The sequence below is a fragment of the Rhizobium rosettiformans W3 genome (assembly GCF_004912135.1).
Lineage (GTDB): Bacteria > Pseudomonadota > Alphaproteobacteria > Rhizobiales > Rhizobiaceae > Allorhizobium > Allorhizobium rosettiformans.
The window spans coordinates 36,321-61,479 of the sequence record NZ_STGU01000012.1 but is presented as its reverse complement, the minus strand read 5'-3'; the positions used below and the strand labels follow the sequence as shown (position 1 = coordinate 61,479).

Below are 25,159 nucleotides of genomic sequence, written 5' to 3'. Positions count from 1 at the left end.
GCAGCTAAGCCTCAGAACCCAATCTCCGCCGCCGTCGGCGGGTTGGCCCCTGCCCGTGACACCGTCACTGCGGCGGCCTTCGCGCCCACCGTCAGCGCCTCGCGCACAGCCTCTTCCGAAAGAGTTGCGACCTTTTCCTTGGTCAGCAATCCCTGACGCTTCAGCGATGCCAGAATGCCCGCGTCGAACGTATCGCCGGCGCCGACGGTGTCGACCACCTCGACCTTGTTCGAGGGCACCGAGACCTTGAAGTTGGCCGTATAGGCCGTCGCGCCTTCGGCGCCCTTCGTCAGCACCACGAGCTTTGCGCCGCGCGTCAGCCAATAGGCGGCGCGCTCGTCCTGAGTGCCCTGGAGATCGAACCAGTCGAGATCTTCATCTGAAAATTTCAGGATGTCGGACATGTCGGCCATGCGGGCGATGCGGGCCTGGTGGGCCGCCTTGTCCTTGATGAAGCCGGGGCGGATGTTCGGGTCGAGTGAGATCACGCGGGTCTTGTGCTCGCGCGTCATCAACGCCTCGTAGGTCGAGCCGCAGGGCTCCGGGATCAGGCTGATAGCGCCGAAATGCAGGGCTTCACAGCGGTCGTCCAGCGCCGGCAGATCGGCTTCCGTGATCATCCGGCCGGCCGTGTTCTCGTCGTAGAACGCGTAGGATGCCTGGCCGTTGGTGAGCTTCACCAGCGCGATCGTGCAAGGGCGCGAGAGTGTGGCGCAATAGCTGAAGTCGACGCCGGAGGATTTCAGCGTGTCGCGCAGGATGTCGCCCAGCATGTCGTCGGAAAGTCCGGTGAAGAAGCCGGTGTCGATGCCGAGGCGCCCGAGCGCAATCGCCGTGTTGAAGATCGCGCCGCCGGCATAAGGCGCGAAGGCGCGCTCGCCCAGCGTGGTTTCGCGTGGCAACATGTCGATCAGCGCTTCGCCGCAACACAGGATCATCTCGACCTCCCAGTGATCTGTTTCAATCGATTTAAACCAAATCGCGCCTGATTTCCAGAGCGACCATGAGCATTTGCTCAGGCGAGCGACGAAATCCCGCCATTGCGCCCCGACCATTCGAGCGGTGCATCGAGGAAAGCCTCGACCTCGGACAGCGTCTTCTCGTCGAACAGTTTCTGCTCGCGGGCGACGGCAAGAACGTTTCGCCATGTGGCGATGTAGTGGAGCTTGACCTTGCCGTCATCGAAGCGCTCAAGCGCCTGCGGGAAGATGCCGTAGAAGAAGAGCGCGATGCCGTGGTCGACGACGCCGCCGGCAGCCCGGATGGCATCGATGAACTTGAACATGCTGCCGCCCGCTGTCGTCAGGTCCTCGATGACGAGCACGCGCGCACCTTCCGGCATATGGCCTTCGATCTGGGCGTTGCGGCCATGGCCCTTGGGGGCCTTGCGGACATAGATCATCGGCAGGGCGAGGCGATCGGCGAGAAGCGCTGCAAACGGGATACCGGCCGTTTCACCGCCTGCAATGCAGTCGAACTGTTCGAAGCCCGCATTGCGCATCAGGGTCGCGGCTGCGAAGTCCATCACCGCCGAGCGCACGCGCGGATAGGAGAGAAGCTTGCGGCAGTCGATGTAAACCGGGCTCTTCATGCCCGAGGAGAGCTTATAGGGCTCGGCCGCGTTGAAATGCACCGCCTTGATCTCCCAGAGCATCTTCGCCACGAGGTCTGCCATGACGGCGGGATCGGTGAAGGGGGTCTGGATCATCGGGCGCTCCTGTCAAACTTCAGTCAAAGCGCAATAGCAGCAAGCTGCCCGGCCCGCCAGATGGGCAGCGATGGAACAATCCGGGTCGGCCGATCTTTAAATGCTCTGCCAACCACAAAGGATCGCAAATCATGGACAACGTCCTCGTCATCCAGCCGCTCGTCGCCCTGATCGCCGGCATTCTCATCCTCATCATGCCGCGCCTGCTCAACTACGTGGTCGCGCTCTATCTCATCCTCGTCGGCGTCCTCGGGCTCTGGCCTCAGTTGGCCACGATGGGCGGCTGAAGAAGGCCGAGAGCTTTCAGGTAAAGCTCCAAAACGAGCATCTGACGTCTAGCGTCAGGTGCTCTCTTTTCAGGCGACATCCCAGTGGAGCGGGAACTTCGGATCGAAGACGGTCACGGGACCGGCACCTGTGTAGATCTTCTGCGGGAATTCGACCGGTTGATCCCGCTTCACGAGCGTGATCGTCTCCTCGTTCGCCGGCAGGCCGTACCAGACGGGGCCGTTGAGCGAGGCGAAGGCTTCGAGCTTGTCCAGAGCGTTCTCCTGTTCGAAGACATGCGCCAGGCAGCTCATCGTGTTGATCGACGTATAGATGCCCGCACAGCCGCAGGCGCATTCCTTCAAGGGATCAACATGCGGGGCACTGTCAGTCCCAAGGAAAAACCTTGCGTCACCGGAGACGGCCGCCTTGCGCAGAGCCTGGCGATGATTCTCGCGCTTGGCAACCGGCAGGCAGTAGTAATGGGGCTGGATGCCGCCGACCAGAATGTCGTTGCGGTTGATGATCAGGTGATGCGTGGTGATCGAGCCCGCCAGATTGCGCTCTGCGGAGCGGATATACTCAATGCCGTCTTCGGTCGTCACGTGCTCCATGGTCACCTTCAGCTCCGGCAGCCGCTTGCGCAACGGATCAAGGACAGTGTCGATGAAGACCTTCTCGCGATCGAAGATATCGACTTCCGGTGTGGTCACCTCTCCGTGGACACAGAGCGGCAGGCCGATCTTGGCCATGCGCTCCAGCACCGGCATGGCCTTTTCCATGTCCCGCACACCGCCATGCGAATTGGTCGTCGCGCCTGCGGGATAGAGCTTGACGGCCGTGATCAGGCCGGAGCGTTTGCCATCTTCGACGTCATCGGGATTGGTGTGCTCTGTCAGATAGAGCGTCATCAGCGGCTCGAAGCGATCGCCTGCGGGAATCGCCTTCAGAATTCGCTCACGATAGGCGCGCGCATCCGCTGATGTGACGACCGGCGGCACGAGGTTCGGCATGATGATCGCGCGGGCAAAATGCCGACTTGTGTCGCCGATCACGCCTTCCAGCATGGCACCATCGCGCAGATGCAGGTGCCAGTCGTCTGGGCGGCGGATGGTGAGGGATGACATGGGGCGAGCCTCCGGCTTGACGAGAACTCGCCGCCCTTAGCATGTCCATCCCTTGGGATCAAAGCATCAGGCGACGCGTTCGCTCGCCGAGATCATGGCTTTTTCGGCCTCCTGGGCCTGCTCCAGCCGATCCTGCTCCATGATCGCCTTGATCCGCGGCAGCGCCCGCTCGAAAGCGGCCACGCAGTCGGGATCGAACTGCGTGCCGGCGCGGCCGAGGATATGCTCGACCGTGCGCTCGAAGGTCCAGGCCGGCTTGTAGGGCCGCTCCGTGGTCAGGGCATCGAAGTTGTCGGCGATGCAGACGATGCGCCCCGAGATCGGGATTGCCGTGCCGACGAGACGGTTCGGATACCCCTGGCCATCCCAGCGCTCGTGGTGGCTGGCGGCAATCTCTGAGGCAAGCTGCAGCAGCGAAGAGTGCGAGCGGCCGAGAATATCGCTGCCTATTTCGGCATGGGCCTGCATCTGGCGATACTCGGCTTCGGTCAGGCGCCCCTGCTTCAGGAGCACCGTATCCGGCATGGCCACCTTGCCGATGTCATGCATCGGGGCTGCCAGCCGGATGTCATGGCAGAGCTGCGGCGAGAGGCCGAGTTCGATCGCAATGGCTTCGGAATAGAGCGCGACGCGCAGCGTGTGGCGTGCGGTCTCCGGGTCCTTGTAGCCAGCGGCGAGCGTCAGCCGGTGAATGATCTCCTGCTCACGCTCGCGCAATTCGCCGACCGCACGCTCAACCTCGCGGCGCAGCCACTCGGCCTGGTCCGCCAACTGGCGACGGGCACGGGCGAGGCTGACGATGTTCTGCACGCGCGCCTGAAACTCGACGGGGTTCACCGGCTTCGTCAGGAAGTCGATTGCGCCTGCATTCAAGGCCGCCATGCGGGTCGTCATGTCCTTGTCGGCGGTTACGAAAATCACCGGCACCTCCGCATATTTGTCGAAGCGGACGATCTCCGTGTAGAGCTCGACCCCGTTATAGACCGGCATCTGGTAGTCGATGATCGCAATGTCGAAATCGAGTTCGGGCAAGGCCGAGAGCACGGCGTCGGGGCTGGCGTAAGGCAGGGCCTCGCAGTTGTCGAGCTTGCCGACGAGCTTCGTCAGGAGCTTTAGGTTTGTGCTGTTGTCGTCCACCAACAAAATACGCATGAACGCCTCCTTGCTTCTCAGGCAACCAGTTTGAATTTGAGTGCGAGGATCTCCTCGCCGAACATTTCGATATCCGCGGGCGCCGGTGTCTGGCTCCTGAGGGCGTTTGCTCTCAGGGCAAGATCGTTCAGACCGACATTGAAGGCCGCTCCCTTGATCGTGTGCAGAACACGATCAACCCGTTCCGGATCGTTCTTGCGGAGCGCCTCGTTCAACTCGTCCATCAATCCAGTGGCGTCGTCGAAGAAGGATTCCACAAGCTCCTGGAAGACGTCCTCGCCGAGTGCATCGACGAGCTCGGCATGACGGGCTTCGTCGAGCCCTTCGATGCCGAGGCCTGGCATGGACTGAAGCGGCATGTCGACCAGATCCACTTCCGGCAGTTCCAGCTTCTGGGGCGCTGTCGTCGTTGCCGCTGTCGGCGCGGTTTCGCGCGTCGAGGACGTGGCGTGTGCAATCATCTTCTTCAATCTCTCCAACGTCACGGGTTTGGATTCGAAGCCCTTCATGCCGGCCTCGAGGCAACGGCGACGATCGTCGTCCGAGGCATTCGCCGTCATGGCGATGATCGGGGCTTCGGCGGAGGGACCACCTTCGGCGATGATCCGCTTCGTCGCCTCGATGCCGTCCATGACTGGCATCTGCATGTCCATGAGGATCAGATCGAAGGCCCGCTCACGCGAGATGGACACGGCTTCGGCACCATCATTGGCAATCTCCACGTCCTGGCCCAGGCGGGCGAGGAAGCGGGTGGCGACTATCTGGTTGACCTTATTGTCCTCGACCAGAAGGATGCGCTTGCGCGGTAGGGTTTCCTCGGCGACGACCTTGGCATCGAGGCCGCTTGCCTCTTCGCGGGTGACCGGCACGACGCCGAGTTCGAACCAAAAGATCGAACCGACACCGACGGTGCTGCTCATGCCGAGCTCACCGCCGAGCTTCTCGACGATCTGCTTGCAAATGGTAAGGCCGAGACCCGTGCCGCCATAGCGACGGCTGATCGAGGCATCGACCTGCGAGAAAGGCTTGAACAGCTTGTCGAGGCCGGCCTCGTCGATGCCGATGCCGGTATCTTCCACCTCGAAGCGGATCATCAGCTTGCCCTCGCGGTAAAAGTCGCGCAGGCGGAGCGTGACCGTGCCCTGGTGGGTGAACTTGACCGCGTTCGACAGGAGATTGAGCAGGACCTGGCGCAGGCGCGTTGGATCGGTCTTGACGTACAGCGCCTGAAGCGAATCCGGCAGATCGAGGATCACGGTGTTCTGGTGATCATCGGCGCGACCGCGGATGATGCTGACGGTGCTTTCGGCGAGCGCGCAAACGTCGAAGGCGCGCTCCTCGAGCTCCAGCTTGCCGTGTTCGATCTTGGAGAAGTCGAGGATCTCGTTGATGATCTCGAGCAGCGCCTCGCCGGACGAGCGGATCGTCTTGACGCTGGAAAGCGCGTCATCGGGCAGTTCCGACAGTTCGAGCAGTTCGGACATGCCGAGGATGGCATTGAGCGGCGTGCGGATTTCGTGGCCCATGGTCGCCATGAATTGCGACTTCGCCCGGTTGCCGGCATCCGCCGCCTCGTAGGCCTCACTCAATTGAGCCGCCATGACCTGTAATTCGTGGCTCGAGCGACGGACCGAGCGGAGCTGACGGTTGAGGGTCACGACGAGGAACACCACCGACCCCATCAGCAATGTCAGCATCACCGTGGAGGTGCGCTCCAGATTGAGGATGGTCGAGCGGCTCTCGGCGCGTTCGTAGCTGACGCGTGTATTGGTGTAGAGAAGGAAGTCCTCGGCCGCCCGGCCCATCGGGCCCAGGAGATCGTCGAGCTGCTGCAGCTGGGCGGAATCGGGAGTGATGCCCGCCGCATAGGCGTCGAACATTGGCTGCGCCGCCTGGACCGTCTGCGTGACTTCGTTGATGTAGCTGCGGATCTTCTCGTCGCCGGAGAAATACGTGCCGAACTTCGCCTGGTCGAGGATGGAGATGCGCGAGTAGAGAATGTCGTAGCGCAGGGCGAGCTCATCGAGCTCCTGCGGTGTCGGTTCATCACGACGGACATCTGCGAGGCTGTGGTTCAGCTGGCGCACTTCGCGGTCGAGTTGGTACACCGACCACAGGGAGTTCTCACGGACGCCATCTTCCATGATCCGGTATTGGCGGGCGATATCGACGAAGAGAACGAGGAGGACAAGCAGGAGCATGGCCGAAACGGTTTGCAGGACGAAGGCAACCGTGCCTCCGCCTACAAACTTCCGCGCTGTTGCTCCCGTCAATGTCACTTGATGACCTCGATTTCCTTGATCTGCCAGACCGAACGCGAGAAGTACTTCTCGTTGTAGAGATCGGCATCGAGATCAAAGGGATAGACCAGCATGAGCGGGCCCTTGTCGCGGACCGACATCGGCTTGCCGTCCAGCTTGGTGGCCAGGATCGTCTCGAGCTTGGCGTCTTCTGCCGGCACTTCGGCGGCGTAATCGTTCAGTGCCCGGACCTTGAGATTGGCGCCCGTGGCACCCACGGCGGACAGGACCTCGCGCAGAAATGGGCCTTCAAAGGTGACCTTGCCCTCGGTCCAGGGCGTTTCCATCTCACCCTTTCGACCCTTCAGCGCTTCCAGCATGGCCAGGTCGAACTGGGCCGTGTCGCCGGCATTGGTGTTCGAGATGCTGCCCTTTACCGTCAGGACGACGGGTCCGGTCGGGGCATCGAGTGCGAGGGCGGCCGTTGCGGTCAAAGCGCTCGCGAGAAGTGCAACGAGAATGCTTTTCATGGTTCAGCGTCCTTCAATCAGGCTGAGCGAAGTTCGGCATGGACAGCCGCAGCACCGAGGTGATCGGCCAGCAGCTTGCGGAAGGCGACGGCCTCGACCGGCTTGTGCAGGAAATCCGTCACGCCGGCTGCGTTTGCTTCCTCGCGCAGGCGAGGCTCGTCATCGGCCGTCACCATGACGACGGGTACGTCACGGTAGCGATCCATGAGGCGGACGGCCTTGGTGAACTGCAGCCCGGACATGCCCGGCAGCATATGGTCGACGATCAACATTTCGAAATTTTCAGCGTGGCACAGCATCAGCGCCGTATTCCCGTCGCCGGCGACCTTGATCTCTGCGGCCGTCACCTTCTTTGCGAGATGCTTGATGATCATCGCATTGGTCGGATTGTCTTCGACAATCAAAATAGCCATTTACACCCCCTGTCCAAAGCACCCAAACGAGGCTTTCAAAGCCTCGTCAACACGGCGGGTGCCGCGTTAACCTTTCATGGAGGAGTTGTATCAGGGGGAGGCTGAAATTCGCTGAACCAAACCGGTACAATTTTACCGATGGCGCATTTAATTAGAACTTAATAATTTTCGCATGTCCGACTACGTTTGGAATCCGGCACCTTCAGAACTGGTCGAAGGTGAAATCTGCCATGCGGCTGCGTTCCAGAACGAGTCGGCCATTCGGAAGATCATTGCCTTCCACCTTCGCTTCGATCTGTGCCGGAGTGAGACCATAATGCACCCAACGGGCGATCAGCCGCCGCTCCAGTTCCTCAATCGGTGGCGCCACCATGACGGTGAGATCGAAGAGATCGGCAAGGCCTGCCCAGCGCCCCTGGTCGAGCAGGAGATAATTTCCCTCGGCGATCACGATGCGATCCTCCGGCGCAATGCAGCGAGCGGCAGCAATTGCCAGCTCCAGGGAGCGATCGAAGACCGGCACGAAGACCTCGCCTCCGGCCTTTACCGCGCGCAAGAGATCAGCGAGCCCGCGCACGTCGAAGGTATGGGGTGCGCCCTTGCGCGAGAGATCGCCGCGCTGTTCCAGAATTGCATTGTCCAGGTGAAACCCATCCATGGGAAGGACCGCACTCCGCTGGCCCCTTTCCATCAGGATCTCGTGCAGACGGTCGGCAAGTGTCGACTTGCCGGCGCCCGGTGGGCCTGCGACGCCGACGAGCAGACGGGCGTCGGATTGCGCCCGTCTCTCGATTTCAGACAGAAGCTCGTCCAGCGACTGGCTCATGCGGCCTGCTCGGCCTCCGGCGCCGGCCGCGCACCCGTCATGAAGGCAACCGCGTCGGACATTGTGTAGTCCTTCGGATTGATGACGCAGAGCCGCTTGCCGAGGCGATGGACGTGGATGCGGTCAGCAACTTCAAACACATGCGGCATGTTGTGGGAGATCAGCACGATCGGCAGACCACGCGACCGCACGTCGAGGATCAGTTCGAGAACCTTGCGGCTCTCCTTGACCCCGAGTGCTGCCGTCGGTTCATCGAGGATGATGACCTTCGAGCCGAACGCTGCCGCACGCGCGACCGCCACCCCCTGGCGCTGGCCACCCGACAGGGTTTCCACGGCCTGGTTGATGTTTTGAATGGTCATCAGGCCGAGTTCGGAGAGCTTGTCCCGCGCGATCTTTTCCATCGCCGGACGATCCAACTTGCGGAAGACCGAGCCCATGACGCCCGGCTTGCGCAGCTCGCGGCCGAGGAACATGTTGTCGGCGATCGAAAGCGCCGGCGACAGGGCGAGGTTCTGGTACACCGTTTCGATGCCGGCCTGGCGGGCATCGATCGGCGAGCGGAAATGAACCGGCTTGCCTTCGAGGCGGATCTCGCCTTCATCGGGCGTGACCGCGCCTGAGATCGCCTTGATCAACGAGGACTTGCCGGCCCCGTTGTCGCCGATCACGGCGAGGATTTCGCCGGGGTAGAGGTCGAAGTCGGCGTGATCGAGAGCGGTGACGCGACCGTAGCGCTTGACCAGTCCGCGGGCGGTGAGGATGGGGTTCTGGGTCATCAGCCTGCTACCTTTCTGATCCACTGGTCGATTGCCACGGCTGCGATGATGAGGACGCCGATCAGGAGATAGGTCCATTGCGGGTCCGTTCCGATCAGGCGCAGGCCGAGCTGGAAGACACCGACGATCAAGGCACCGAAGAGCATGCCGAGCACCGAGCCGCGTCCGCCGAAGAGCGAGATGCCGCCGATGACCACGGCCGTGATGGATTCGATGTTGGCGAACTGGCCGGCGGTCGGGGAGACCGAGCCGATACGGCCGATCAGAGCCCAGCCGGCAAGCGCGCAGATGAGACCGGAGAGGGTATAAACGGAGATCAGCATGCGCTTGACGTTGACGCCGGCGAGTTCCGCCGCATCCGGATCGTCGCCGACCGCGTAGACATGGCGGCCCCAGGCGGTGTGGTTGAGCACATACCAGAGCACGGCGACCAGCAGGACCATGGCAATGACGCCATAGGTGAACACAGCCCCGCCCATGCGGATGCTCTCGCCGAAGAATTGCAGGATCGGCGCATTGGCTTCGATATCCTGGGCGCGGATGGTCTCGTTGGCCGAATAGAGGAAGTTGGTGGCGAGCACGATCTGCCACATGCCGAGCGTGACGATGAAGGGCGGCAGTTTCATGCGGGCGACAAGAACACCGTTGATGAAGCCGCAGAAGGCGCCGACGACAAAGCCGCAAAGCACAGCAAGCTCGGGCGGGAGACCGTAGCGGAATGCGAACTGACCCATGACGACGGACGAGAGCACCATGATCGCGCCGACCGATAGGTCGATGCCGGCCGTCAGGATGACCAGCGTCTGGGCGGCTCCGACGATGCCGACGATCGCCACCTGCTGCAGGATGAGGGTCAGGGTGAAGGCGGAGAAGAACTTGCCGCCGAGAATGAGGCCGAAGACAGCGATCGACAGCACGAGCACGATCAGCGCCACGGCTGCCGGGCTCGAATGCAGGAAATGCTGGAAGCGCTCGAGCGCGCTCTTCTCATGGCGGTCGAACGAGGCGACCTCTGTCGAACTCGAAGACAGGACCTTTTCAAATTCCTGTGGGGTCCGCGTTTCGGGATTGGCCGGCTGCATGGGTCATCCTCCCTGCCGTTGCTCAGTTTTTACATGAAGGATACGCCCGGCCCGCCGCCGCGCAAGGCCGGGCGTTGCGCCTGCCGGCGAGAGCGAACTCCCGCCGGCGTCTCAGTTCAGGCGCAGGAGGCTGAGATCAACCCCAGCACTTCTCGGTGCCGACCTTGGTGTCGATCGACTCGACGCCGGCAGCCGGCTTGTCGGTGACGAGAGCAACGCCCGTGTCGAAGAAGTTCTTGCCTTCGGTTGCGGCCGGCTTTTCGCCGGTGTCCGCGAACTTCTTGATCGCTTCGATGCCGAGCGAGGCCATCAGCAGCGGATACTGCTGCGAGGTGGCGCCGATGACGCCTTCAGCGACGTTCTTAACGCCCGGGCAGCCGCCGTCGACGGAAACGATCAGGACGTCGTTTTCCTTGCCGACAGCCTTCAGGGCTTCATAAGCACCGGCAGCGGCCGGCTCGTTGATGGTGTGAACGACGTTGATGGAAGGGTCCTTCTGGAGAAGGTTTTCCATCGCGGTACGGCCGCCTTCTTCGTTGCCGTTGGTCACGTCGTGGCCGACGATGCGCGGATCGGTTTCGTCGCCGATCTTGTTGATGTCGGCAACGTCGATGCCGAAGCCCTTCATGAAGCCCTGGTTACGCAGGACGTCGACCGACGGCTGCGAGGGCGTCAGGTTGAGGAAGGCGATCTTGGCGTCCTTGGCAGCGTCGCCGAGGGTTGCAGCAGCCCATTTGCCGATGAGTTCGCCGGCGAGAAGGTTGTCGGTCGCGAAGGTCTGGTCTGCAGCGTCGATCGGCTCCAGCGGGGTGTCGAGAGCGATGACCAGGAGGCCGGCGTCGCGGGCCTTCTGGACAGCCGGGACGATGCCCTTGGTGTCGGACGCCGTCAGCAAGATGCCCTTGGCGCCGTCGGCGATGCAGGTTTCGATGGCCGCCACCTGGCTTTCGCTATCACCGTCGATCTTGCCCGCGTAGGACTTCAGCGTCACGCCGAGTTCAGCCGCCTTGGCGGTCGCGCCTTCCTTCATCTTGACGAAGAACGGGTTGGTGTCGGTCTTGGTGATGAGGCAGGCGGAAACGTCGGCTGCCTGTGCCGGCGCGGCGAAGACAACGCCGAGAGCCAGGGTCGACAGGGCAGCAGTGATCAGAGACTTTTTCATTTGGTATTCCTCCCGAATGGTGTCGGCCAGCTCCTCCGGCCGCAACGTGTCGGCACGGATCACCCCCCTGGCAATCCGTTCGGCTGCCATCAGGCATCCACTCCTCCACGGACCCATTTAGAACATCAGAACATTTGGACTGTCAATAAATAAATCCAGTTGAATTATTAAATCGGTGTGACATTCTGGAGAGGCTCTCGTAAAAGAGAGCGGTCGGGAGGAGCGGCCTTAAGTGTCACAGGATGATCAAGCAAGACTGGCGGATCCGGCGCCCAGGGTGAGCGCTGGCGGCGGCTCGAACCAGGTGCGCGTGCGCGCCTATAACGAGCGTCTCGTATTGTCGCTGGTTCGCCAGAATCCCGGCTGTTCGAAGGCTGACATTGCGCGGCTTACGGGACTGTCAGCCCAGACCGTGTCCGTCATCATGCGCTCGCTCGAGAGCGACGAACTGCTCATGCGCGGTGAGCCGATCCGTGGACGGGTGGGGCAACCTTCGGTGCCGATGTTCATCAATCCGGAGGCCGTCTTCTCCTTCGGGGTCAAGATCGGTCGCCGCAGCGCCGACCTCGTGCTGATGGATTTCGCCGGCAACATCCGCGAGCAGCGGCACCGCACCTACCGCTATCCCCATCCCGATCACCTGCTGCCGTTCATCAGCGAAGGCATCGCCGAGATGGAAGCGGCTATGACCGCGACGATGCGGGGGCGGATCGCCGGGATCGGGATTGCAGCACCTTTCGAGTTGTGGAACTGGGCCGAGGAAGTCGGCGCGCCCGAAGGGGCCATGGAGATCTGGCGCCATGTCGATCTGCAGGTCGAGGTTCAGACTCGTATGGCCCACCCCGTCTATCTGCGCAACGATGCCACCAGCGCCTGCGGTGCCGAACTCGTTTTCGGTGCCGGGCAGCGCTATCCGGATTTCGTCTATTTCTACATCGGCTCCTTCATCGGCGGCGGTATCGTCGTCAATTCCTCGCTGTTTGTCGGCCGCACCGGCACGGCCGGCGCCATCGGCCCCCTGCCCGTGCGCGACAAGCACGGCCAGACACGCCAGCTTCTCGACATTGCCTCGATCTTCGTGCTCGAAAATCTCCTGCGGGAGCGCGGCATCGATCCGCAACCGCTCTGGTATGCGGCCGAGGAATGGATCGATTTCGGCGAGCCGCTGGAGATCTGGTTGCAGGACACGGCCGCCGCCCTGGCGCAAGCCGTGATTGCCGCCGCCTCGATCATCGACTTCTCTGCCGCCATCATCGACGGTGGCTTCCCCGCCTGGGTGCGCCACCGCCTGGTGAAGGCGACGGTCGAGGCCATGAACCGGCTCGACCTTCAGGGCGTCGTTATCCCCGATATCGTCGAAGGCGAAGTCGGAGACCAGGCTCGCGCCATCGGCGGCGCGAGCCTGCCGATCTTCCACCGCTACCTCATCGATCAAACCGTATTATTCAAGGATACCACCCATGCTGAAGGGTATTGATCCCCTGCTGAGCCCCGAGCTTCTCGCCACCCTGCGTGCCATGGGCCATGGCGACGAGATCGCCATTGTCGACGGCAATTATCCGGCGCTGGAGCACGCTCGGCGTCTCGTGCGCCTCGACGGTCATCACCTCGTTCCGGTCCTGAATGCAGTGCTCAGCGTCATGCCGATCGATGATTTTGTGCCGGAGGCAATCTTCCGCTCGGTGGTCGGCGGCAAACCGGACCAGGTGGACCCGGTGCATCAGGAGATCATCGACTGCTGCGCAAAGCATGAGCCGAAAGTGCCCGTCACCAAGCTCGTCGGTGCCGATTTCTACAACAGGGTAAAGGCTGCCCATACGGTCGTGCAGACGGGCGAGCCGCGGCTCTATGCCAATGTCATCCTGCGCAAAGGCGTGATCTACCCGTCCGCTTAGCCTTCAAGCGCCCGCGAGATGCGGCGGGAGAGCTCGACCGGGTTCTTCAGGACGATTGCGCGGCTGGTGCGCTCCACCAGCTGCTCACGAGCCAGCCGGGACATTTCGCGCGAAACCGTTTCGCGGCTGGCGCCGATATGTTCGGCCAATTCCGCATGCACGAGCGGCGGCGAGATGATGCGCTCGCGTCCGCCATCGTTGCGAACGCGGGAAAGCCGCAGCAGCGTGTTGTAGAGACGGTGCTTGGTGTCGAGAAAAGAGAGTTCCGACAGGCGGTCGTTCATGGCGCGAATGCGCTTGGACAGAAGCTGCAGCAGCGCCAGCGCCACGTCGGATCTCTGCCTCAGGATATCATGGAAAACGATGCAGGGGATGACGGTCACCGTGGCGTCGCTGACGGCCATCAAGCTTGCAGAGCGGGCCATGTCGTCGATCGCGGATTGCTCGCCAAGAATGTCGCCGCGTTTGAAGCTGCCGAGAATGGCCTCCTTGCCGACGGAAAAGCGCAGCACGGCCCGGATCTCGCCCGTCTGAACGATGAAGACGTCCTTCGACATATCCTCGAAGTCGACGAGGCTTTCGCCGGCGCTCAACGTACGGGAGTGGCAGCGCAGAAGCCATTCGCGATCTTCTTCTGGAGTGAGACCAGCAAAGATGGCGCATCCGCGCAATGTCGGAAGCGCGTTTGCCGGAAGCGGCAGGGCAGAACCTGTCGTAGCGTTTGCTTTCATTTACGGATTACTTGTCTCGTTCATGACGATGAAGCTTACTTATTCGCCGGCATCGATGCTTAGCAAGATGCCGGGAAGCAAGACCCTTACAATTCGGCTACCAGCTAACATCGAATTTTATTCAATTTGGAACAATGCAGAAACAGCGCTCGAAAAGTCAACCGATCGAGCCTGAGGACGGTCCCCAGACGTCGGTCAGCGCAAAGCCCCGCTCGAAAGGATCGAAGGGGTCGAGTGCAATCTGATGCAGGCCGAAGGTGAAGCCGCGGCCGCTGATCGTCGGAATGACGGCGGGCCGGCCAGCGACTTGCGAGAGTCCCGAAAGGCCGACCTCGAATTCGGAACCGATGATCGATCGCGACAGCATCGTGTCGCCGACCTTGACCTTGCCTCTGGCATGGAGCGTCGCGAGGTTCGCCGAATTGCCGGTGCCACACGGCGAGCGATCGACACGACCGGGCCACATGGTCGTGCAGGTACGGATCGCGCCATCAGGATCGACGTCCCGGAACATCACATAGGCGACACCCGAGATCGCCGGGATCTCGGGATGGACGACCGGGATTTTCCGATTGATCTCTTCCTTCAGGATCATGCCCGCATCAACGAGTGCCCGGGCATTGCCCTTCTCGATCGTCAGGCCCACCTGACCGACATCGACCAGCGCGTAAAAGATGCCGCCATAGCTCAAGTCGAAGGTGATGCGGCCCCATTGCTCGGTGTCGAGCGCCACATCCAGTTCGTGGACGAAGGACGGGACCATGGTGAGCTTCACGCGCTCGCAGCGCCCGTCGCGGCAGGTGGCGGTCGCCTTGACGAGCCCGGCTGCCGTTTCCAGCATCACGATCGTTTCCGGCTCCTGCATTTCCACCATGCCGCTTTCCAGAAGCGCGGTCGTCACACAGATGGAATTCGAGCCGGAGCTTGCATGGGCCTGATCCGGCTGGAGAATGACAAAGGCGGCGTCGGCTGCCGGGTTCTTCGGCGGCAGCAAGAGATTGACCGAACCGATCGGGGCCCCGCGCGGCTCCAGCACGAGCATGCGGCGAAGCGCCTCGCCCTTGGGATCGCTGTTCAGCCAGACAAGCTGATCGGCCACCGTTTCGCCCGGGATCTTGGGCACACCTCCCACGGCGACCTTGCCGATCTCACCCTCCGCGTGAACGTCGAGCAATTGAAGTGTGCGCTTCCATCTCATCTGGTTTTCCCACCGCCGGTCCGTTTCCCGCCTGGCAGCGGGCTTCCCCCTCCAAGAGCATATCTCAATGCCTGATCTCAAGGAGAGACGTCACAGGACGCGATCTGCAACGTTGCCGCAAACTGTTAGTTCAGCTCGACCGCATATCCAAGTGCTTTGTTGAACAAAATGCGCAACGGGCTGGACGACGCCTGCCATGAGCGTCATGGGCCTGGGTGACAAGACCCATTACACGACGGCGATATCCTCGTGAGCGATCGTCAGACCTGCCTTCACATAGGCAAACACGATGGCAGAACCGGCGCCATCGCCGTCGGCGTCATAGGCAAGTGCGCCCGACGCCTGGTCATGGAGGATACGCTGGTCCGCCGTGGTGGCGACCGTTCCGGTCCCGAAGTTCTCCTCGAGCAAGGTTCCGAGATAACCGATGTCGGAAAAGACGTCGGCATCGATCAAAATCTGGTCGAGTGTCCCGTCGAAGTCGATGATGCGGTCGGCGTTGCCCGACCCGATTTCGTCGAAGACGAACATGTCGGCCCCGGCTCCCCCGGTCAGCGTGTCATTCCCAAGGCCACCATAGAGCCAGTCATTGCCGGTGCCGCCATCCAGACGGTCGTTTCCGGAACCGCCATAGAGATTGTCGTTGCCGGTCCCGCCGATGAGGACATCGTTGCCGCCGTTGCCGTAGAGCGTGTCGTTGCCGCCGGCGCCGTTCAGCGTATTCGCCCCACTGCCACCGGTGATGACGTTGTCGAGGTCATTGCCCGTTCCCGTGAAGGAAGCGGAGCCGAGATAGGTCAGATTCTCCAGATGGGCGCCGAGGCGATAGCTTGTGAGCGTCGTCTGCACCGTGTCCGTGCCACCATTGGCGAGTTCCACGACAACATCGCGCGTGTTGTCGACGACGTAAGTGTCGTTCCCGGCACCGCCCGTCATGCGGTCGATCCCGGAGCCGCCATTGATGTAGTCGTCGCCAGCGCCCGTCGACAGGACGTCATTCCCGCTGCCACCGTAGACGGTATCGTTGCCACCGCCACCGGATATGCTGTCATTGCCGCCGCCACCCGACAGGACATCGTTTCCGGTTCCACCCCAGATCTTGTTTGCGAGCTCGTTGCCCGTCCCAACAAAATCACCATCGCCAACATAGACCAGGTTCTCGACCCAGGCGGTCAGCGTGTAGGCCTCCAAAGTTGCGCGCACCGTATCGGTGTTGCCGTTGCGAGCCTCAACCACCACATCACCGACGGAATCGACGAGGTAGGTGTCATTTCCGGTTCCCCCGACCATTCGGTCGTTACCGGTGCCACCGTCGAGCAGGTCGTGGCCGGCACCCCCGACCAGGGTGTCGTTGCCGCCGTGGCCGCGCAGCGCGTCATTGCCGTTGCCGCCATCCAGATGCTCCATGGCGTCCGAACCGGTGAGCGTGTCGGCGGATCGGCCACCCCGCTTGACGATCGGCGTCAGCTGGGCGTCGTCATTGACGATAGAGACCGTTGCCGATGCCGTAGCGAGGCTGAGGCCGAGCGACGGGGCGGACAGCGTCAGGGCGAAAGTCTCCCTCGCCTCGAAGGTGGTGTCGGCGGCAAGGTAGACCGTTATGGTCTTCGATGTCTCACCCGCGGCAAACGACACGGTTCCAGACTGCGCGCCGGCAAAATCCTGGGCATTGGCGGCGCTGGAGCCCGTTCCCGCCACACGCCAGGTCAGCGTTTCCTCCGAAAGCGCCGCCTTGCTCAAAGAGACGGTGAAGGTGACCGCCGTCGGTTCGCCCGTACCTTCCGTCACTTCGGCCGCATCAGCACCCACCGAGACAAGTGCCGGCAACAGATCAGGATCAAGAAGGGACTCAAGGCTCCGCTCGACATTGAGCGCGTCGATGAAACGCTCCACCGCGGTCACAGTATCGGTCCCGATCAGCAGCCCCATGAAGGTGAAGGTCGCCGTCGCGACGCTGTAAGTCCAGCTGATGTTCGACCAGCTGTCGTTGAAAATCACGACATCGGTGCCATCGCCGCCATCGATCGTGTCGTTTCCAGCGCCGGCTGCGATCGTGTCATTGCCGGCCAATGCGCGAATGGTGTCATTGCCGCCGTTGGTGGTGATAACGTTGTCGCGGGCGTTGCCCTGCACCGTGTCATTCCCGTTGCCCGTCACCGCATTCTCGATCCAGGCGCCCCGGGCGATCGAAATGTTCATCGTCATGCTGTTGGCAGACGAGAAGGATCCCGGCGCCAGATCGACATTGCTTGCGGTGTTCCAGCCGGAGAGGTTCAGCGTGTCGGTGCCGCCAGCGTCCCAGATGCAGATGATCGGATTGAGGTTCTGGGTGAAGTCGAAGATCGCTGCGGTTGTCCCGGTGACATTGGATTGGAAGCCGTAGACCGTGTCTCCCGTGCGTGTGGTCGTATCGACACCATACATGGCCTGCATAGCCATGATGTCGTTCATCATCGGTGTCTGCGGCGAATAAAGCTTGCCGTCTGCGCCGACCCAATCCGCCCAGGCGACCAGCCCCTGGCCATTTGCCGAACCCGAACCCCAGGACGGGCCGAAATAGGACATGACCGAATAAACCGTCGAGTCCTGATAGGACGAGGGCGTATCGGCGCTGCGGTTATAGTCGCCCATGTGCTCTAGGCCGAGCGCGTGACCGATTTCATGGACGAAGGTCAGGAAGCCATGGGCACCGATCTTCGGCGTCATCAGGTCGTTGGTACCCTGGCTGGAATTGTAGGCGCTGTTGATCCACACACTGCCAACGGTCGGGAAATAGGCATGGGCGTAGGAGACGCCCGATGTCGAATTGCCGAACTCGATGTTCGAGGCGGTGCTCGTCGTGCTGGGCGCAACTTTCTGGATCGAGGTCGCGATCACGTCATCCCAAAGCGTCAGCGCCAGTTCGGCGCGCGCCTGCTGGGTGGCATTGAAGGCCGAAAAGCCGGTGCCCTCGCCGCTGTATCGCGCCATGCCGGTGACGACCGTCGGGAACGAATAGGTGATCACCGAACCGGACCATTTGGAGCCCGAATTGAGCTGGTTGATCACCTGCTGATCGGTCCAGGAAGACAGTGCCATGCGATGCTCCACTATGCCTTCACCGCACCGGCGGTGATTTCGCATGAGGACGCTATCATCCGTGTTTTAGAGTCTGGTTACGGAAGAAGATGAATGTCGAGGAACCGGGAAAGCTAAATTTTGAGGGAAAGATCGAACCTCAGCCATCCGCCTTGGAATTGCACGCGGATACAAGCGATTGCGCATGGCACGCGCGAAACGACGGTTCACTATTGCTTAGAAGAAGAATGGCGCACCCGAAGAGATTCGAACTCCTGACCCCCAGATTCGTAGGGTCACGTCAAAATTTCTAACACTTTGATTCCCTTGGTCAATTTAACTCTCTCGTGCAACTTCGTGCATGACTCACTTGACCTGTTTCCTGTCCGATGTCATAATATATGACAGTTAGGAGCGCCAGGAAAGGATAGAATTTCATGCCAGTGGAACTGAAGCAGGACGGCAAGCCGTCGAAGTGGGTGGTCTATTTCTACAACGAGGAGGGCAAGCGGACATCCAGAACGTTCACCCAGAGAGCTAAGGCGTTGGGCTTTGAGAAGACTGCCAAGGCCGAGCGCAAGGAGACCACCGGCAAGAACAAGCCGCTGCTCAAAGGTCAGCTGACCTATGGCGATCTGATCGACACCTACATCCGCGACAGCAAGATCGGGCGCGATGGTAACGACCCCTGGAAGGCGTCGACCGCTCGCAAGGCGGAGGAGGATCGGAACGTCATCCGCAGGTTCCTGCCGGACGAAACCCTTGTGCGCGATCTGACGCCGAAGAAGATCAGGGAGCTGCGCATGGCGCTTCAGGAGTCGGGCTACTCGAAACCGACGATTGTCGGAGTGTTCAAGCAGGTGAAAGCCGCCCTCGCCTACGCCGTAGTGATGGAAATCATCCCGGCCAATCCGTCCGCTGGGATCACCATCAAGATGAAGAATGCGAATGCCCAGTCCGGCGCACTCAAGATGGAGATGTTCAGTAAGGAGGAAGCCCAGGCGATCCTCACTAACGCCGCCACGCTACGCGACAAGGCAATCGCACCTGTTCGCTTCGGTAGGAATGCCGGTCAGCCCCGTAAAAACGGCCACACGAAGCGAAACCTCTGGCTGGTGCCCTACGTGCTGTTCGAAACCGGAATTCGCGTGGGTGAGCTTCTGGCGCTCGAATGGGATCGTATCAACTTCGATCAGGGTGAGATGCTGATCAACCAGGCGATCATCAAGGAGGAGAAAGAACCGACGTGGGTCAAGTCCGAAGCCGGTCAGCGAACACTCATCCTGTCACGCGGCTTGCTGGCGGCGCTGCAGGAGAAGAAGGAGCAGGATGGCGACACACGGTTCGTGTTCGAGACGACGACCGGCAAGGCCTACGATTATGATGCGCTGAAGAAGTATTGGAAGGACCTGCTGTCGGTCGCCGATGTGCCGCATGGTGGCTTTCACAAATGCCGCCACTATTATGCCTCCCGCCTGATCGAAGCAGGTGTTGATCTTAAGGTCCTAACGACAAACATGGGACACGCCGATCCGGCGTTTACGCTTCGAGTGTACGGGCACCTGTTCAATGACCGCGACACCCGCGATAAGAAGCGTCAGATTGCCGAACAGCTGTCTACGCTGGCGGCTTGATGCCGGGAGCCTGGTCGGGTCCCGGAATCTTCTTCCACAGCCATGCGGCTGTCAGGATGACGGAGGCGAGGAAGAACAGGTTCACTGCTTCGCCTTCGCCAGCTCGACAGCCTTGAGCTGATACTCGTTCAGCAGCTCTTCGACCGCATCCTTATTACCGTGGCACTCCCGGATCACTGCCTTCAGCAATACGATGTAGGCGGCGACCGCCTTCTGATCGTAAGGCTGCTGAGGAGCTGCCGGGATGCCGTCGTCGGTGGGCGAGTTTTCATCGCCACAGACCAGCATGCTCTTGGGCACTTCAGGTGTCGAAACCTGGATGGTGCGCTCAGTTGTTTTGCAGGCACTTAGTCCCAGAGACAGCGCGACACAGCACGTCGTCAACAGGGTTCTGGTTCTCTTCTGCAGGTGCATCGAGGATTCCTTTCAGGTCAAATTGATAGGTCGACTGCTCCACCAGGCGTTCGGCGTTGCGGGACTCGAGTCGCGAGATCGTGGTGTCCTTGAGCGTCAGCTGGACGTCCCTGGTCAGCACCTTGTCTGTGAGGACTTCGATCTGCGTCTCTGCGTCCTTCAGGTCTGCCTGGCTGGAGCTGAGCCGATATTGGGCAACACCAAAGGCGATCCCCAGGACGACGCAGGCCCCTGAGAGGCCCACGATGAGATACTTGTCGATGAAGGCTGTGATCGATCCGAACACGTTAGCCATAGGTCTTCTCCTTCTCAGCTGGATCATCATCGGCATCGTCTCGCCCACTGGTCAGGCCGGTGCGCAGAGGTTTCCTGCTGCCGTAGTCGCGGACGCCCCTGCCGATGTTGTGCAGGATTTCGGAGCGATCCACGGTCGTTGAGAACAGGAAGCCGATCACCAGAAGCTCAATGATCCCATAGGCACCATCGACGGTTCTTTCAGCGATTGGTCCCGTGTTCCCGAAGTAGTTGACGGCGCAGATGATCGCGATGAACAGGGCGGTCGAGCCGAACACGTATTGCGTTCGGCGCGTCCGCTGCTTGGTCTGGCTTAGGCTCTCTCCAGGTACTGGGTGCTTACCCATCCCTCGCCTCCGTCAAAGAGGATGCGGGACCAGCCGCCTTCCGTGCCGACGACATAGACGCGGTCGCCGCGCTTCACGCCTGCAATCACAGGCCAGTTGGTACCGGCGCCGCCACGCACATTGAGCGAGCTGACATCCACGTTGAACGGTACGTTCTGGCTCGCCTGGTCAGGGTCCTTGCGATGGGCGCCCAGGAGGTTCGTGAAGGACTTCATCGGGAATGCCGGACCTGGGTCGGTCTTCCAACCACGAGTGTCGATCTCCTCGTGCGAGCAGATGCCCTCGATCTTGTAGGCGTCGATGATCGCCTTCGCCGCAGCCAGGCCCGCTTCGATCTGGACCTTCGGATAGACAGGCCACCAGAAGTCACCGGAACCAACGCGAGCGTTCGGCGCGATGACGTAGTCTTCGAAGAGGTCTTCCTTGACCGGACGACCGTAGGCATCGACCAGGCCCTTCGCGGACTTACGCAGGAAGCCGATGTTGACGAACTCGAAGCCGATGGCGTGGCTGTTGAGGCTCTTCACGCCCTGGAAGACGGAAGGACCGGCATGCCAGGTCTTCTTGTTGAAGGGCATCATCTGCGTGATGGTGCCATCGGTGTCGATCACCAGGTGAGCCGACACCTCGGACGTACGGTTCTTGAACGTGTCGATTGCCGACTGAGCGTCATAGCCAGCCGTATAGTGCATGGTGAGGAAGCGAGGGGTGATCGGTCCACCGCCGTTCGGCGACTGGATAAATTCGACACCCGCGAGCTTATGGTACTTGACTTCCATAGAATTCTCCGGTCGTAATTTTTGACAATTATGCCATAGATTACGACCGGAGTCCGGTGGCTCACGCCATTATGTCAGAAATTCTGACTCTAGAAGTCGGAATTAACCCACTCGATCACATAGAGTTGGTTGGCTGAATGACCCTGACTGCCCACGTTTACGTCTGCAGCCACCCGCCAGCCATCCTTGGTCAGCTGCTGAATCTCGAACTTGTCGGGCATATAGTCCGTGTAGGCGTTGCGGTTGACGATATCCATCCGACTCGGCTTGTAGTCGCCATTGAGGCTTACGCCCCAATAGGCGTCAACCGGGTCGGCGCCCGCCGTCCAGGTGTCGTTCAGGTTATTGTTGATCGCATTGCGTTCACGCTCGCCCGTGCTGAAGTTCTTGGACGAGAAGGCTGTCCCGCCTTCATCCGTCAGGTCGACTTCGCCACCATCGTTGAACAGACGAACTTCCGAGAAGTTACCGTTGCGCTCATATCCGCCAAAGCTGGATTTGAGGTAGATACGGTACATCGTGCCATCACCCATGACCGATGCGGCGAGCACCTTTTCGACTTCATCCCGGAATGTCCGGCGAACATCAGGGTTAGGCGATCCTTCCAGGACAACCATTTCGGTGAAGAAGCCTGAGAATGCATCAGTCGTTCCGAGACCACCTCCACCGAGCACCATCCTGGTCGAGTTAGGATAGGTTGTCGGCGTCGATGCATCCCCGAACTGACGTTCGACCGGAATGCCCAGCGGCTGGATGCGACCGGCTTGCGCCCAGGTGATCCACCCGCCCCAACCACCGTTCCAGCCAAACGTGCCCTGCTGGATGTTGCTTTCTACGGCAGCGTTTCGGACCAATGCCGTGTCCTGGTTATTCGCCCAGCCGACCTGAGTACGGAAGTACGGCGGGCTGTTCGAACCCCATGCCTGTGGGATGCCCCACATCGTCTGATAGGACGCTGAACCAACTTCTGAACCTGCGCCGCCAAGCCAGACCACGTTTGGATAGGGGATCATGTAGGGACGGTTGGTGCCTTCCTCCACGTCGATCATATGGGTGCCCGCGCCATCGAATTTCATGATCGGGCGACCGTTGGGCGACCCAGCCTGACGGAATTCAGGCTGACGAGCAGCGGTGGTCTGAACCAGGTCTGAACCTAGTCCTGACTGATCATATAGACGAACGACCTTGTAGATCGCGGCTGCGTCAGGCACCTTCGCGAGGTTTCCGTTGTTGGTCGAGCCAAGATCAACTTCCTCATTCGTTGCCTGATTGCGCAGGCGAACGATAGGTCCAGAGTAGGTGGAGATGAGGCGGCGAAGACCCCAGGCGCCCTTCACAGGCATGGTGGTCAGGTCGTCGTAAGAAGGCACGGTGAGAAGCGCTCCGCCGATGCTCGCCACCGAAATGACCAGGCGCATATGAGCGAAGTAGCCGTCTCGATTGCTGCCCGAGCTGCCTCCACCTGTATAGATCAAACGCACCTTACGAGCCTGCACCGGGACCACAGCAGTTCGCTTCAGCTTTGTCCAAGTCTCAGCGGGGGCCGTAAGCCCTGCACTCGATTCAATCGGGTCGTGCGCGATGGGTGCGTCATTCTCATCCAAGAAGATGAGCTGAACGCGGTAGGTATCCGCTCCACCCGGATACTGACCCTCCAGCCATGTCCAATCGATCTCCGCGCCACCTGTTCCGACGAGGTCGAGCTGCGCCTCAGTGAAGGTGAAATCGCGATAGACTTCGCCGGTCCCATCCAAGCCGAAGCCGGGGAACAGAAAGCGGTTCGCAGTTCCGCGATAGATATGGGCATTCCCCGTGGTCCCCTCGGTGCGGAAGAAGCCGATCTGGTCCCCAAGGTCGGGTTCCAGATAAAACACCTGGCTGTAGGTCTTATCAGGTGCCTTGAACATCACCTCGAAATCATCGAAGTAGGTGGAGCTTTCAGTGCCTGAATCTCGCTCGTGCCAGACGCCCACTCGCACCGTCCGAGTTTGCGGTGCCAGGAACACCGCGAGGGTATCCTTTGCCCAGACCGGGTTGCTGTTGTTCGCCGGGTCTGTGCGCGGCTGATACTCGCTGGCAATGATCTTACCGGCGCCATTGAGCATCTCGATGTACATTCCGGATTCGTCGGCATCCGTCCAGGCGGCGCGGTAAGCAGACAGCTCCATCATAACAAGCCCAGCGTCGACACGTGGCGTCAGGACTACAGGCACTTCGATGTCCTGGTCCCAGCGACCGAGCAACTCACTACCTGCTGCAAAATGGGTGTTTCCAGAGTGAGCATAGATGCCGGTGATGACCAGGGGTCCGGTTCCAGCGCGAGCAGTCCAACCGTTCACGCCCTTCGATGCATCTGCGTTCTGTACTGGCAACGACATCGGAAGCAGACCGCCCAGAGCCGCTGATGACAGATAGTCGTTGATCAGGGTCCGACGACGAACACGGGCGGATGTGGCGCGGGCGCCGGTCACAATGTATCGCGAGACCTTCGCTACTTCTGGCGCGAGGCGCTGCGATACGAGGTATCGGGAAAGTTTAGAAACGTCTGACATTACGCTACGGCCTTCACACCAAACTGAGCTGCATTGATGACGTCCCGAGTCCAAGCGGAGTCGTCTGCCGGATTTGTTTCGAAGACGGCTTGGACAGCGCCGAAAGTTGCCGGGGTCGGAAGCTGCGCTGCCTGGGCATAATTGACCCCGTCAATGCGGGCGACACCTTCCACAGTCGGGGTCGCTACTCCGCCCACGGCTCTCATGCCCACCGTGACCGCCTTGATCTCGTAAGCCGCCCATTCGCTGCCGAGCTGCGAGAAGGTGAAGGTTTCCACCTGGTCGGCTGCTGTCGCCTGGATGAAGTCGGTATCATTCACGCCGGTCTCATCGACCGCCGTATAGTCGCCGGTCCAGGCAGTCTCTGCGCCGTTCCCCGTGGGAAGCGTCTGATGGACCGTCATGTAGTCGGTCGGTTCATCAGCCACCACGATCCCTGAGTAATAGCTTGAGTTTGAGCCGAATGAGCTGAATGTGAGCGATGCCAGATCAGCCACGCCGTAGTCAGTGCGCCCGGTAAAATCAAGGATCACCTGGTTCGCATATTTCAAGCGCACTCGTCCGTCAGTGACCCCGAGCTTCACGTACAAATCGATGCGCTCGACAACGCCAACCCCAGGTACAGCTGAGGTGGTAGCCTCAGCCACCCATGCGGTACCGTTCCAGATATCCAGGATCATGGTGTTGCTGCTGGTGGCGCGGAATCTGATGAGCGTGGCATTGGTCGGCGAGTAAAACCGGAATGGATACGGTGAGCCGGTGGTGGTCAGCGCTACTCGACGCACGTACGCCGAAGCATACACCTCTCTCAAAGGAGCTGGGAACGGGATTCTGAACCCTTCCTGATAGTTCCCTGTGTCGATGCCTTCGAGACAGGTCGACGTGATGTAGCTCGTATTGGTGACCACCTTCGGTGTCCCCTGTGAAAGGGACACGTCAGCGATGGATGATCCAGCGAAGAGAACAGTCATG

The 25,159-nt window shown here is 60.8% G+C and carries 24 protein-coding genes; 4 read left to right on the top strand and 20 right to left on the bottom strand.

What is annotated here, in order from left to right; translation table 11 throughout:
- Positions 1–11: 11 nt before the first annotated feature.
- Together FAA86_RS18975 and FAA86_RS18970 are read right to left on the bottom strand one after the other, a co-directional pair.
- Complete coding sequence (locus FAA86_RS18975; RefSeq protein ID WP_136542677.1) at positions 12–938, bottom strand: carbohydrate kinase family protein; 927 nt, start codon at positions 936–938, stop codon at positions 12–14.
- Between the two features lie 77 nt (positions 939–1,015).
- Complete coding sequence (locus FAA86_RS18970) at positions 1,016–1,708, bottom strand: orotate phosphoribosyltransferase (protein WP_136542676.1); 693 nt, start codon at positions 1,706–1,708, stop codon at positions 1,016–1,018.
- 131 nt (positions 1,709–1,839) lie between these two features.
- On the opposite strand from FAA86_RS18970, the gene FAA86_RS18965 reads away from it, so the two are divergent.
- Positions 1,840–1,995 (top strand): DUF3096 domain-containing protein, encoded by a 156-nt coding sequence (locus FAA86_RS18965; protein WP_136542675.1) that lies wholly within the window; start codon positions 1,840–1,842, stop codon positions 1,993–1,995.
- Positions 1,996–2,064: 69 nt separating this feature from the next.
- Here FAA86_RS18965 and pyrC read toward each other — a convergent pair whose 3' ends face one another.
- The 9 genes from pyrC to FAA86_RS18920 form a co-directional block, all read right to left on the bottom strand.
- Entirely contained in the window at positions 2,065–3,102 is a 1,038-nt protein-coding gene (gene pyrC / locus FAA86_RS18960) for a dihydroorotase (protein ID WP_136542674.1), read from the bottom strand.
- Between the two features lie 66 nt (positions 3,103–3,168).
- A complete protein-coding gene (locus tag FAA86_RS18955; RefSeq protein WP_136542673.1) occupies positions 3,169–4,254 on the bottom strand; it encodes an HD domain-containing phosphohydrolase in 1,086 nt (361 codons plus the stop codon).
- A gap of 17 nt (positions 4,255–4,271) precedes the next feature.
- On the bottom strand, positions 4,272–6,455 hold the full coding sequence (locus tag FAA86_RS18950) for an ATP-binding protein (RefSeq protein ID WP_246035126.1): 2,184 nt from the start codon (positions 6,453–6,455) through the stop codon (positions 4,272–4,274).
- A 74-nt stretch (positions 6,456–6,529) separates the two neighbouring features.
- Positions 6,530–7,024 carry a putative pterin-binding protein gene (locus FAA86_RS18945; protein ID WP_136542672.1) on the bottom strand — a complete coding sequence of 165 codons (495 nt, stop codon included), beginning with the start codon at positions 7,022–7,024 and terminating at the stop codon, positions 6,530–6,532.
- A 17-nt stretch (positions 7,025–7,041) separates the two neighbouring features.
- Positions 7,042–7,437, bottom strand: a complete 396-nt coding sequence (locus FAA86_RS18940; protein ID WP_113460095.1) for a response regulator — start codon at positions 7,435–7,437, stop codon at positions 7,042–7,044.
- Positions 7,438–7,639: 202 nt separating this feature from the next.
- Positions 7,640–8,263, bottom strand: coding sequence for a nucleoside triphosphate hydrolase (locus FAA86_RS18935; RefSeq protein ID WP_136542671.1), 624 nt, complete (start codon positions 8,261–8,263; stop codon positions 7,640–7,642).
- On the bottom strand, positions 8,260–9,042 hold the full coding sequence (locus FAA86_RS18930; protein WP_136542670.1) for an ATP-binding cassette domain-containing protein: 783 nt from the start codon (positions 9,040–9,042) through the stop codon (positions 8,260–8,262). The genes FAA86_RS18935 and FAA86_RS18930 overlap by 4 nt, the downstream gene beginning before the upstream one ends.
- The gene (locus tag FAA86_RS18925; protein WP_113460098.1) at positions 9,042–10,124 is read right to left on the bottom strand and encodes an ABC transporter permease; all 1,083 of its coding nucleotides are present in this window, start codon (positions 10,122–10,124) and stop codon (positions 9,042–9,044) included. Before FAA86_RS18925 ends, FAA86_RS18930 begins: the two co-directional genes overlap by 1 nt.
- Positions 10,125–10,260: 136 nt before the next feature.
- Positions 10,261–11,286, bottom strand: coding sequence for a sugar ABC transporter substrate-binding protein (locus FAA86_RS18920; protein WP_113460305.1), 1,026 nt, complete (start codon positions 11,284–11,286; stop codon positions 10,261–10,263).
- Between the two features lie 232 nt (positions 11,287–11,518).
- Between FAA86_RS18920 and FAA86_RS18915 the strand changes: the two genes are divergently transcribed.
- Entirely contained in the window at positions 11,519–12,763 is a 1,245-nt protein-coding gene (locus FAA86_RS18915; protein ID WP_113460099.1) for an ROK family transcriptional regulator, read from the top strand.
- Positions 12,747–13,181, top strand: a complete 435-nt coding sequence (locus FAA86_RS18910; RefSeq protein WP_136542669.1) for an RbsD/FucU family protein — start codon at positions 12,747–12,749, stop codon at positions 13,179–13,181. The genes FAA86_RS18915 and FAA86_RS18910 overlap by 17 nt, the downstream gene beginning before the upstream one ends.
- On the opposite strand, the gene FAA86_RS18905 is transcribed toward FAA86_RS18910, so the two are convergent.
- The 3 genes from FAA86_RS18905 to FAA86_RS18895 all read right to left on the bottom strand — a co-directional run bounded on the left by FAA86_RS18905 (position 13,178) and on the right by FAA86_RS18895 (position 18,188).
- The gene (locus tag FAA86_RS18905) at positions 13,178–13,912 is read right to left on the bottom strand and encodes a Crp/Fnr family transcriptional regulator (protein WP_113460100.1); all 735 of its coding nucleotides are present in this window, start codon (positions 13,910–13,912) and stop codon (positions 13,178–13,180) included. The genes FAA86_RS18910 and FAA86_RS18905 overlap by 4 nt on opposite strands.
- 157 nt (positions 13,913–14,069) lie before the next feature.
- Positions 14,070–15,110 carry a 4-hydroxyproline epimerase gene (locus tag FAA86_RS18900; protein ID WP_136542668.1) on the bottom strand — a complete coding sequence of 347 codons (1,041 nt, stop codon included), beginning with the start codon at positions 15,108–15,110 and terminating at the stop codon, positions 14,070–14,072.
- Positions 15,111–15,338: 228 nt separating this feature from the next.
- Complete coding sequence (locus FAA86_RS18895) at positions 15,339–18,188, bottom strand: M10 family metallopeptidase C-terminal domain-containing protein (protein WP_167495037.1); 2,850 nt, start codon at positions 18,186–18,188, stop codon at positions 15,339–15,341.
- Between the two features lie 416 nt (positions 18,189–18,604).
- Here FAA86_RS18895 and FAA86_RS18890 point away from each other — a divergent pair, with 416 nt between their 5' ends.
- On the top strand, positions 18,605–19,801 hold the full coding sequence (locus FAA86_RS18890) for a tyrosine-type recombinase/integrase (RefSeq protein WP_136542666.1): 1,197 nt from the start codon (positions 18,605–18,607) through the stop codon (positions 19,799–19,801).
- 81 nt (positions 19,802–19,882) lie between these two features.
- Here the strand turns inward: FAA86_RS18890 and FAA86_RS18885 are convergent, their stop codons facing one another.
- From FAA86_RS18885 to FAA86_RS18860, 6 genes are all read right to left on the bottom strand, one after another.
- Positions 19,883–20,101: a hypothetical protein gene (locus FAA86_RS18885; RefSeq protein ID WP_136542665.1), complete on the bottom strand. Its 219-nt coding sequence runs from the start codon at positions 20,099–20,101 to the stop codon at positions 19,883–19,885.
- A gap of 28 nt (positions 20,102–20,129) precedes the next feature.
- Positions 20,130–20,510 (bottom strand): hypothetical protein, encoded by a 381-nt coding sequence (locus FAA86_RS18880; RefSeq protein ID WP_136542664.1) that lies wholly within the window; start codon positions 20,508–20,510, stop codon positions 20,130–20,132.
- On the bottom strand, positions 20,503–20,856 hold the full coding sequence (locus tag FAA86_RS18875; RefSeq protein WP_136542663.1) for a hypothetical protein: 354 nt from the start codon (positions 20,854–20,856) through the stop codon (positions 20,503–20,505). Before FAA86_RS18875 ends, FAA86_RS18880 begins: the two co-directional genes overlap by 8 nt.
- On the bottom strand, positions 20,823–21,635 hold the full coding sequence (locus tag FAA86_RS18870; RefSeq protein WP_136542662.1) for an N-acetylmuramoyl-L-alanine amidase: 813 nt from the start codon (positions 21,633–21,635) through the stop codon (positions 20,823–20,825). Before FAA86_RS18870 ends, FAA86_RS18875 begins: the two co-directional genes overlap by 34 nt.
- Before the next feature lie 89 nt (positions 21,636–21,724).
- A complete protein-coding gene (locus FAA86_RS18865; RefSeq protein ID WP_136542661.1) occupies positions 21,725–24,187 on the bottom strand; it encodes a discoidin domain-containing protein in 2,463 nt (820 codons plus the stop codon).
- Positions 24,187–25,158 carry a hypothetical protein gene (locus tag FAA86_RS18860; RefSeq protein WP_136542660.1) on the bottom strand — a complete coding sequence of 324 codons (972 nt, stop codon included), beginning with the start codon at positions 25,156–25,158 and terminating at the stop codon, positions 24,187–24,189. The genes FAA86_RS18865 and FAA86_RS18860 overlap by 1 nt, the downstream gene beginning before the upstream one ends.
- Position 25,159 lies beyond the last annotated feature (1 nt).

Excerpts from the sequence above, each read along its gene's own strand:
- FAA86_RS18975 (WP_136542677.1), bottom strand. The coding sequence starts at position 938 with ATGATCCTGTGTTGCGGCGAAGCGCTGATCGACATGTTGCCACGCGAA.
- FAA86_RS18970 (WP_136542676.1), bottom strand. The coding sequence starts at position 1,708 with ATGATCCAGACCCCCTTCACCGATCCCGCCGTCATGGCAGACCTCGTG.
- FAA86_RS18965 (WP_136542675.1), top strand. The coding sequence starts at position 1,840 with ATGGACAACGTCCTCGTCATCCAGCCGCTCGTCGCCCTGATCGCCGGC.
- pyrC (WP_136542674.1), bottom strand. The coding sequence starts at position 3,102 with ATGTCATCCCTCACCATCCGCCGCCCAGACGACTGGCACCTGCATCTG.
- FAA86_RS18955 (WP_136542673.1), bottom strand. The coding sequence starts at position 4,254 with ATGCGTATTTTGTTGGTGGACGACAACAGCACAAACCTAAAGCTCCTG.
- FAA86_RS18950 (WP_246035126.1), bottom strand. The coding sequence starts at position 6,455 with ATGCTCCTGCTTGTCCTCCTCGTTCTCTTCGTCGATATCGCCCGCCAA.
- FAA86_RS18945 (WP_136542672.1), bottom strand. The coding sequence starts at position 7,024 with ATGAAAAGCATTCTCGTTGCACTTCTCGCGAGCGCTTTGACCGCAACG.
- FAA86_RS18940 (WP_113460095.1), bottom strand. The coding sequence starts at position 7,437 with ATGGCTATTTTGATTGTCGAAGACAATCCGACCAATGCGATGATCATC.
- FAA86_RS18935 (WP_136542671.1), bottom strand. The coding sequence starts at position 8,263 with ATGAGCCAGTCGCTGGACGAGCTTCTGTCTGAAATCGAGAGACGGGCG.
- FAA86_RS18930 (WP_136542670.1), bottom strand. The coding sequence starts at position 9,042 with ATGACCCAGAACCCCATCCTCACCGCCCGCGGACTGGTCAAGCGCTAC.
- FAA86_RS18925 (WP_113460098.1), bottom strand. The coding sequence starts at position 10,124 with ATGCAGCCGGCCAATCCCGAAACGCGGACCCCACAGGAATTTGAAAAG.
- FAA86_RS18920 (WP_113460305.1), bottom strand. The coding sequence starts at position 11,286 with ATGAAAAAGTCTCTGATCACTGCTGCCCTGTCGACCCTGGCTCTCGGC.
- FAA86_RS18910 (WP_136542669.1), top strand. The coding sequence starts at position 12,747 with ATGCTGAAGGGTATTGATCCCCTGCTGAGCCCCGAGCTTCTCGCCACC.
- FAA86_RS18905 (WP_113460100.1), bottom strand. The coding sequence starts at position 13,912 with ATGAAAGCAAACGCTACGACAGGTTCTGCCCTGCCGCTTCCGGCAAAC.
- FAA86_RS18900 (WP_136542668.1), bottom strand. The coding sequence starts at position 15,110 with ATGAGATGGAAGCGCACACTTCAATTGCTCGACGTTCACGCGGAGGGT.
- FAA86_RS18895 (WP_167495037.1), bottom strand. The coding sequence starts at position 18,188 with ATGGCACTGTCTTCCTGGACCGATCAGCAGGTGATCAACCAGCTCAAT.
- FAA86_RS18890 (WP_136542666.1), top strand. The coding sequence starts at position 18,605 with ATGCCAGTGGAACTGAAGCAGGACGGCAAGCCGTCGAAGTGGGTGGTC.
- FAA86_RS18880 (WP_136542664.1), bottom strand. The coding sequence starts at position 20,510 with ATGGCTAACGTGTTCGGATCGATCACAGCCTTCATCGACAAGTATCTC.
- FAA86_RS18875 (WP_136542663.1), bottom strand. The coding sequence starts at position 20,856 with ATGGGTAAGCACCCAGTACCTGGAGAGAGCCTAAGCCAGACCAAGCAG.
- FAA86_RS18870 (WP_136542662.1), bottom strand. The coding sequence starts at position 21,635 with ATGGAAGTCAAGTACCATAAGCTCGCGGGTGTCGAATTTATCCAGTCG.
- FAA86_RS18865 (WP_136542661.1), bottom strand. The coding sequence starts at position 24,187 with ATGTCAGACGTTTCTAAACTTTCCCGATACCTCGTATCGCAGCGCCTC.
- FAA86_RS18860 (WP_136542660.1), bottom strand. The coding sequence starts at position 25,158 with ATGACTGTTCTCTTCGCTGGATCATCCATCGCTGACGTGTCCCTTTCA.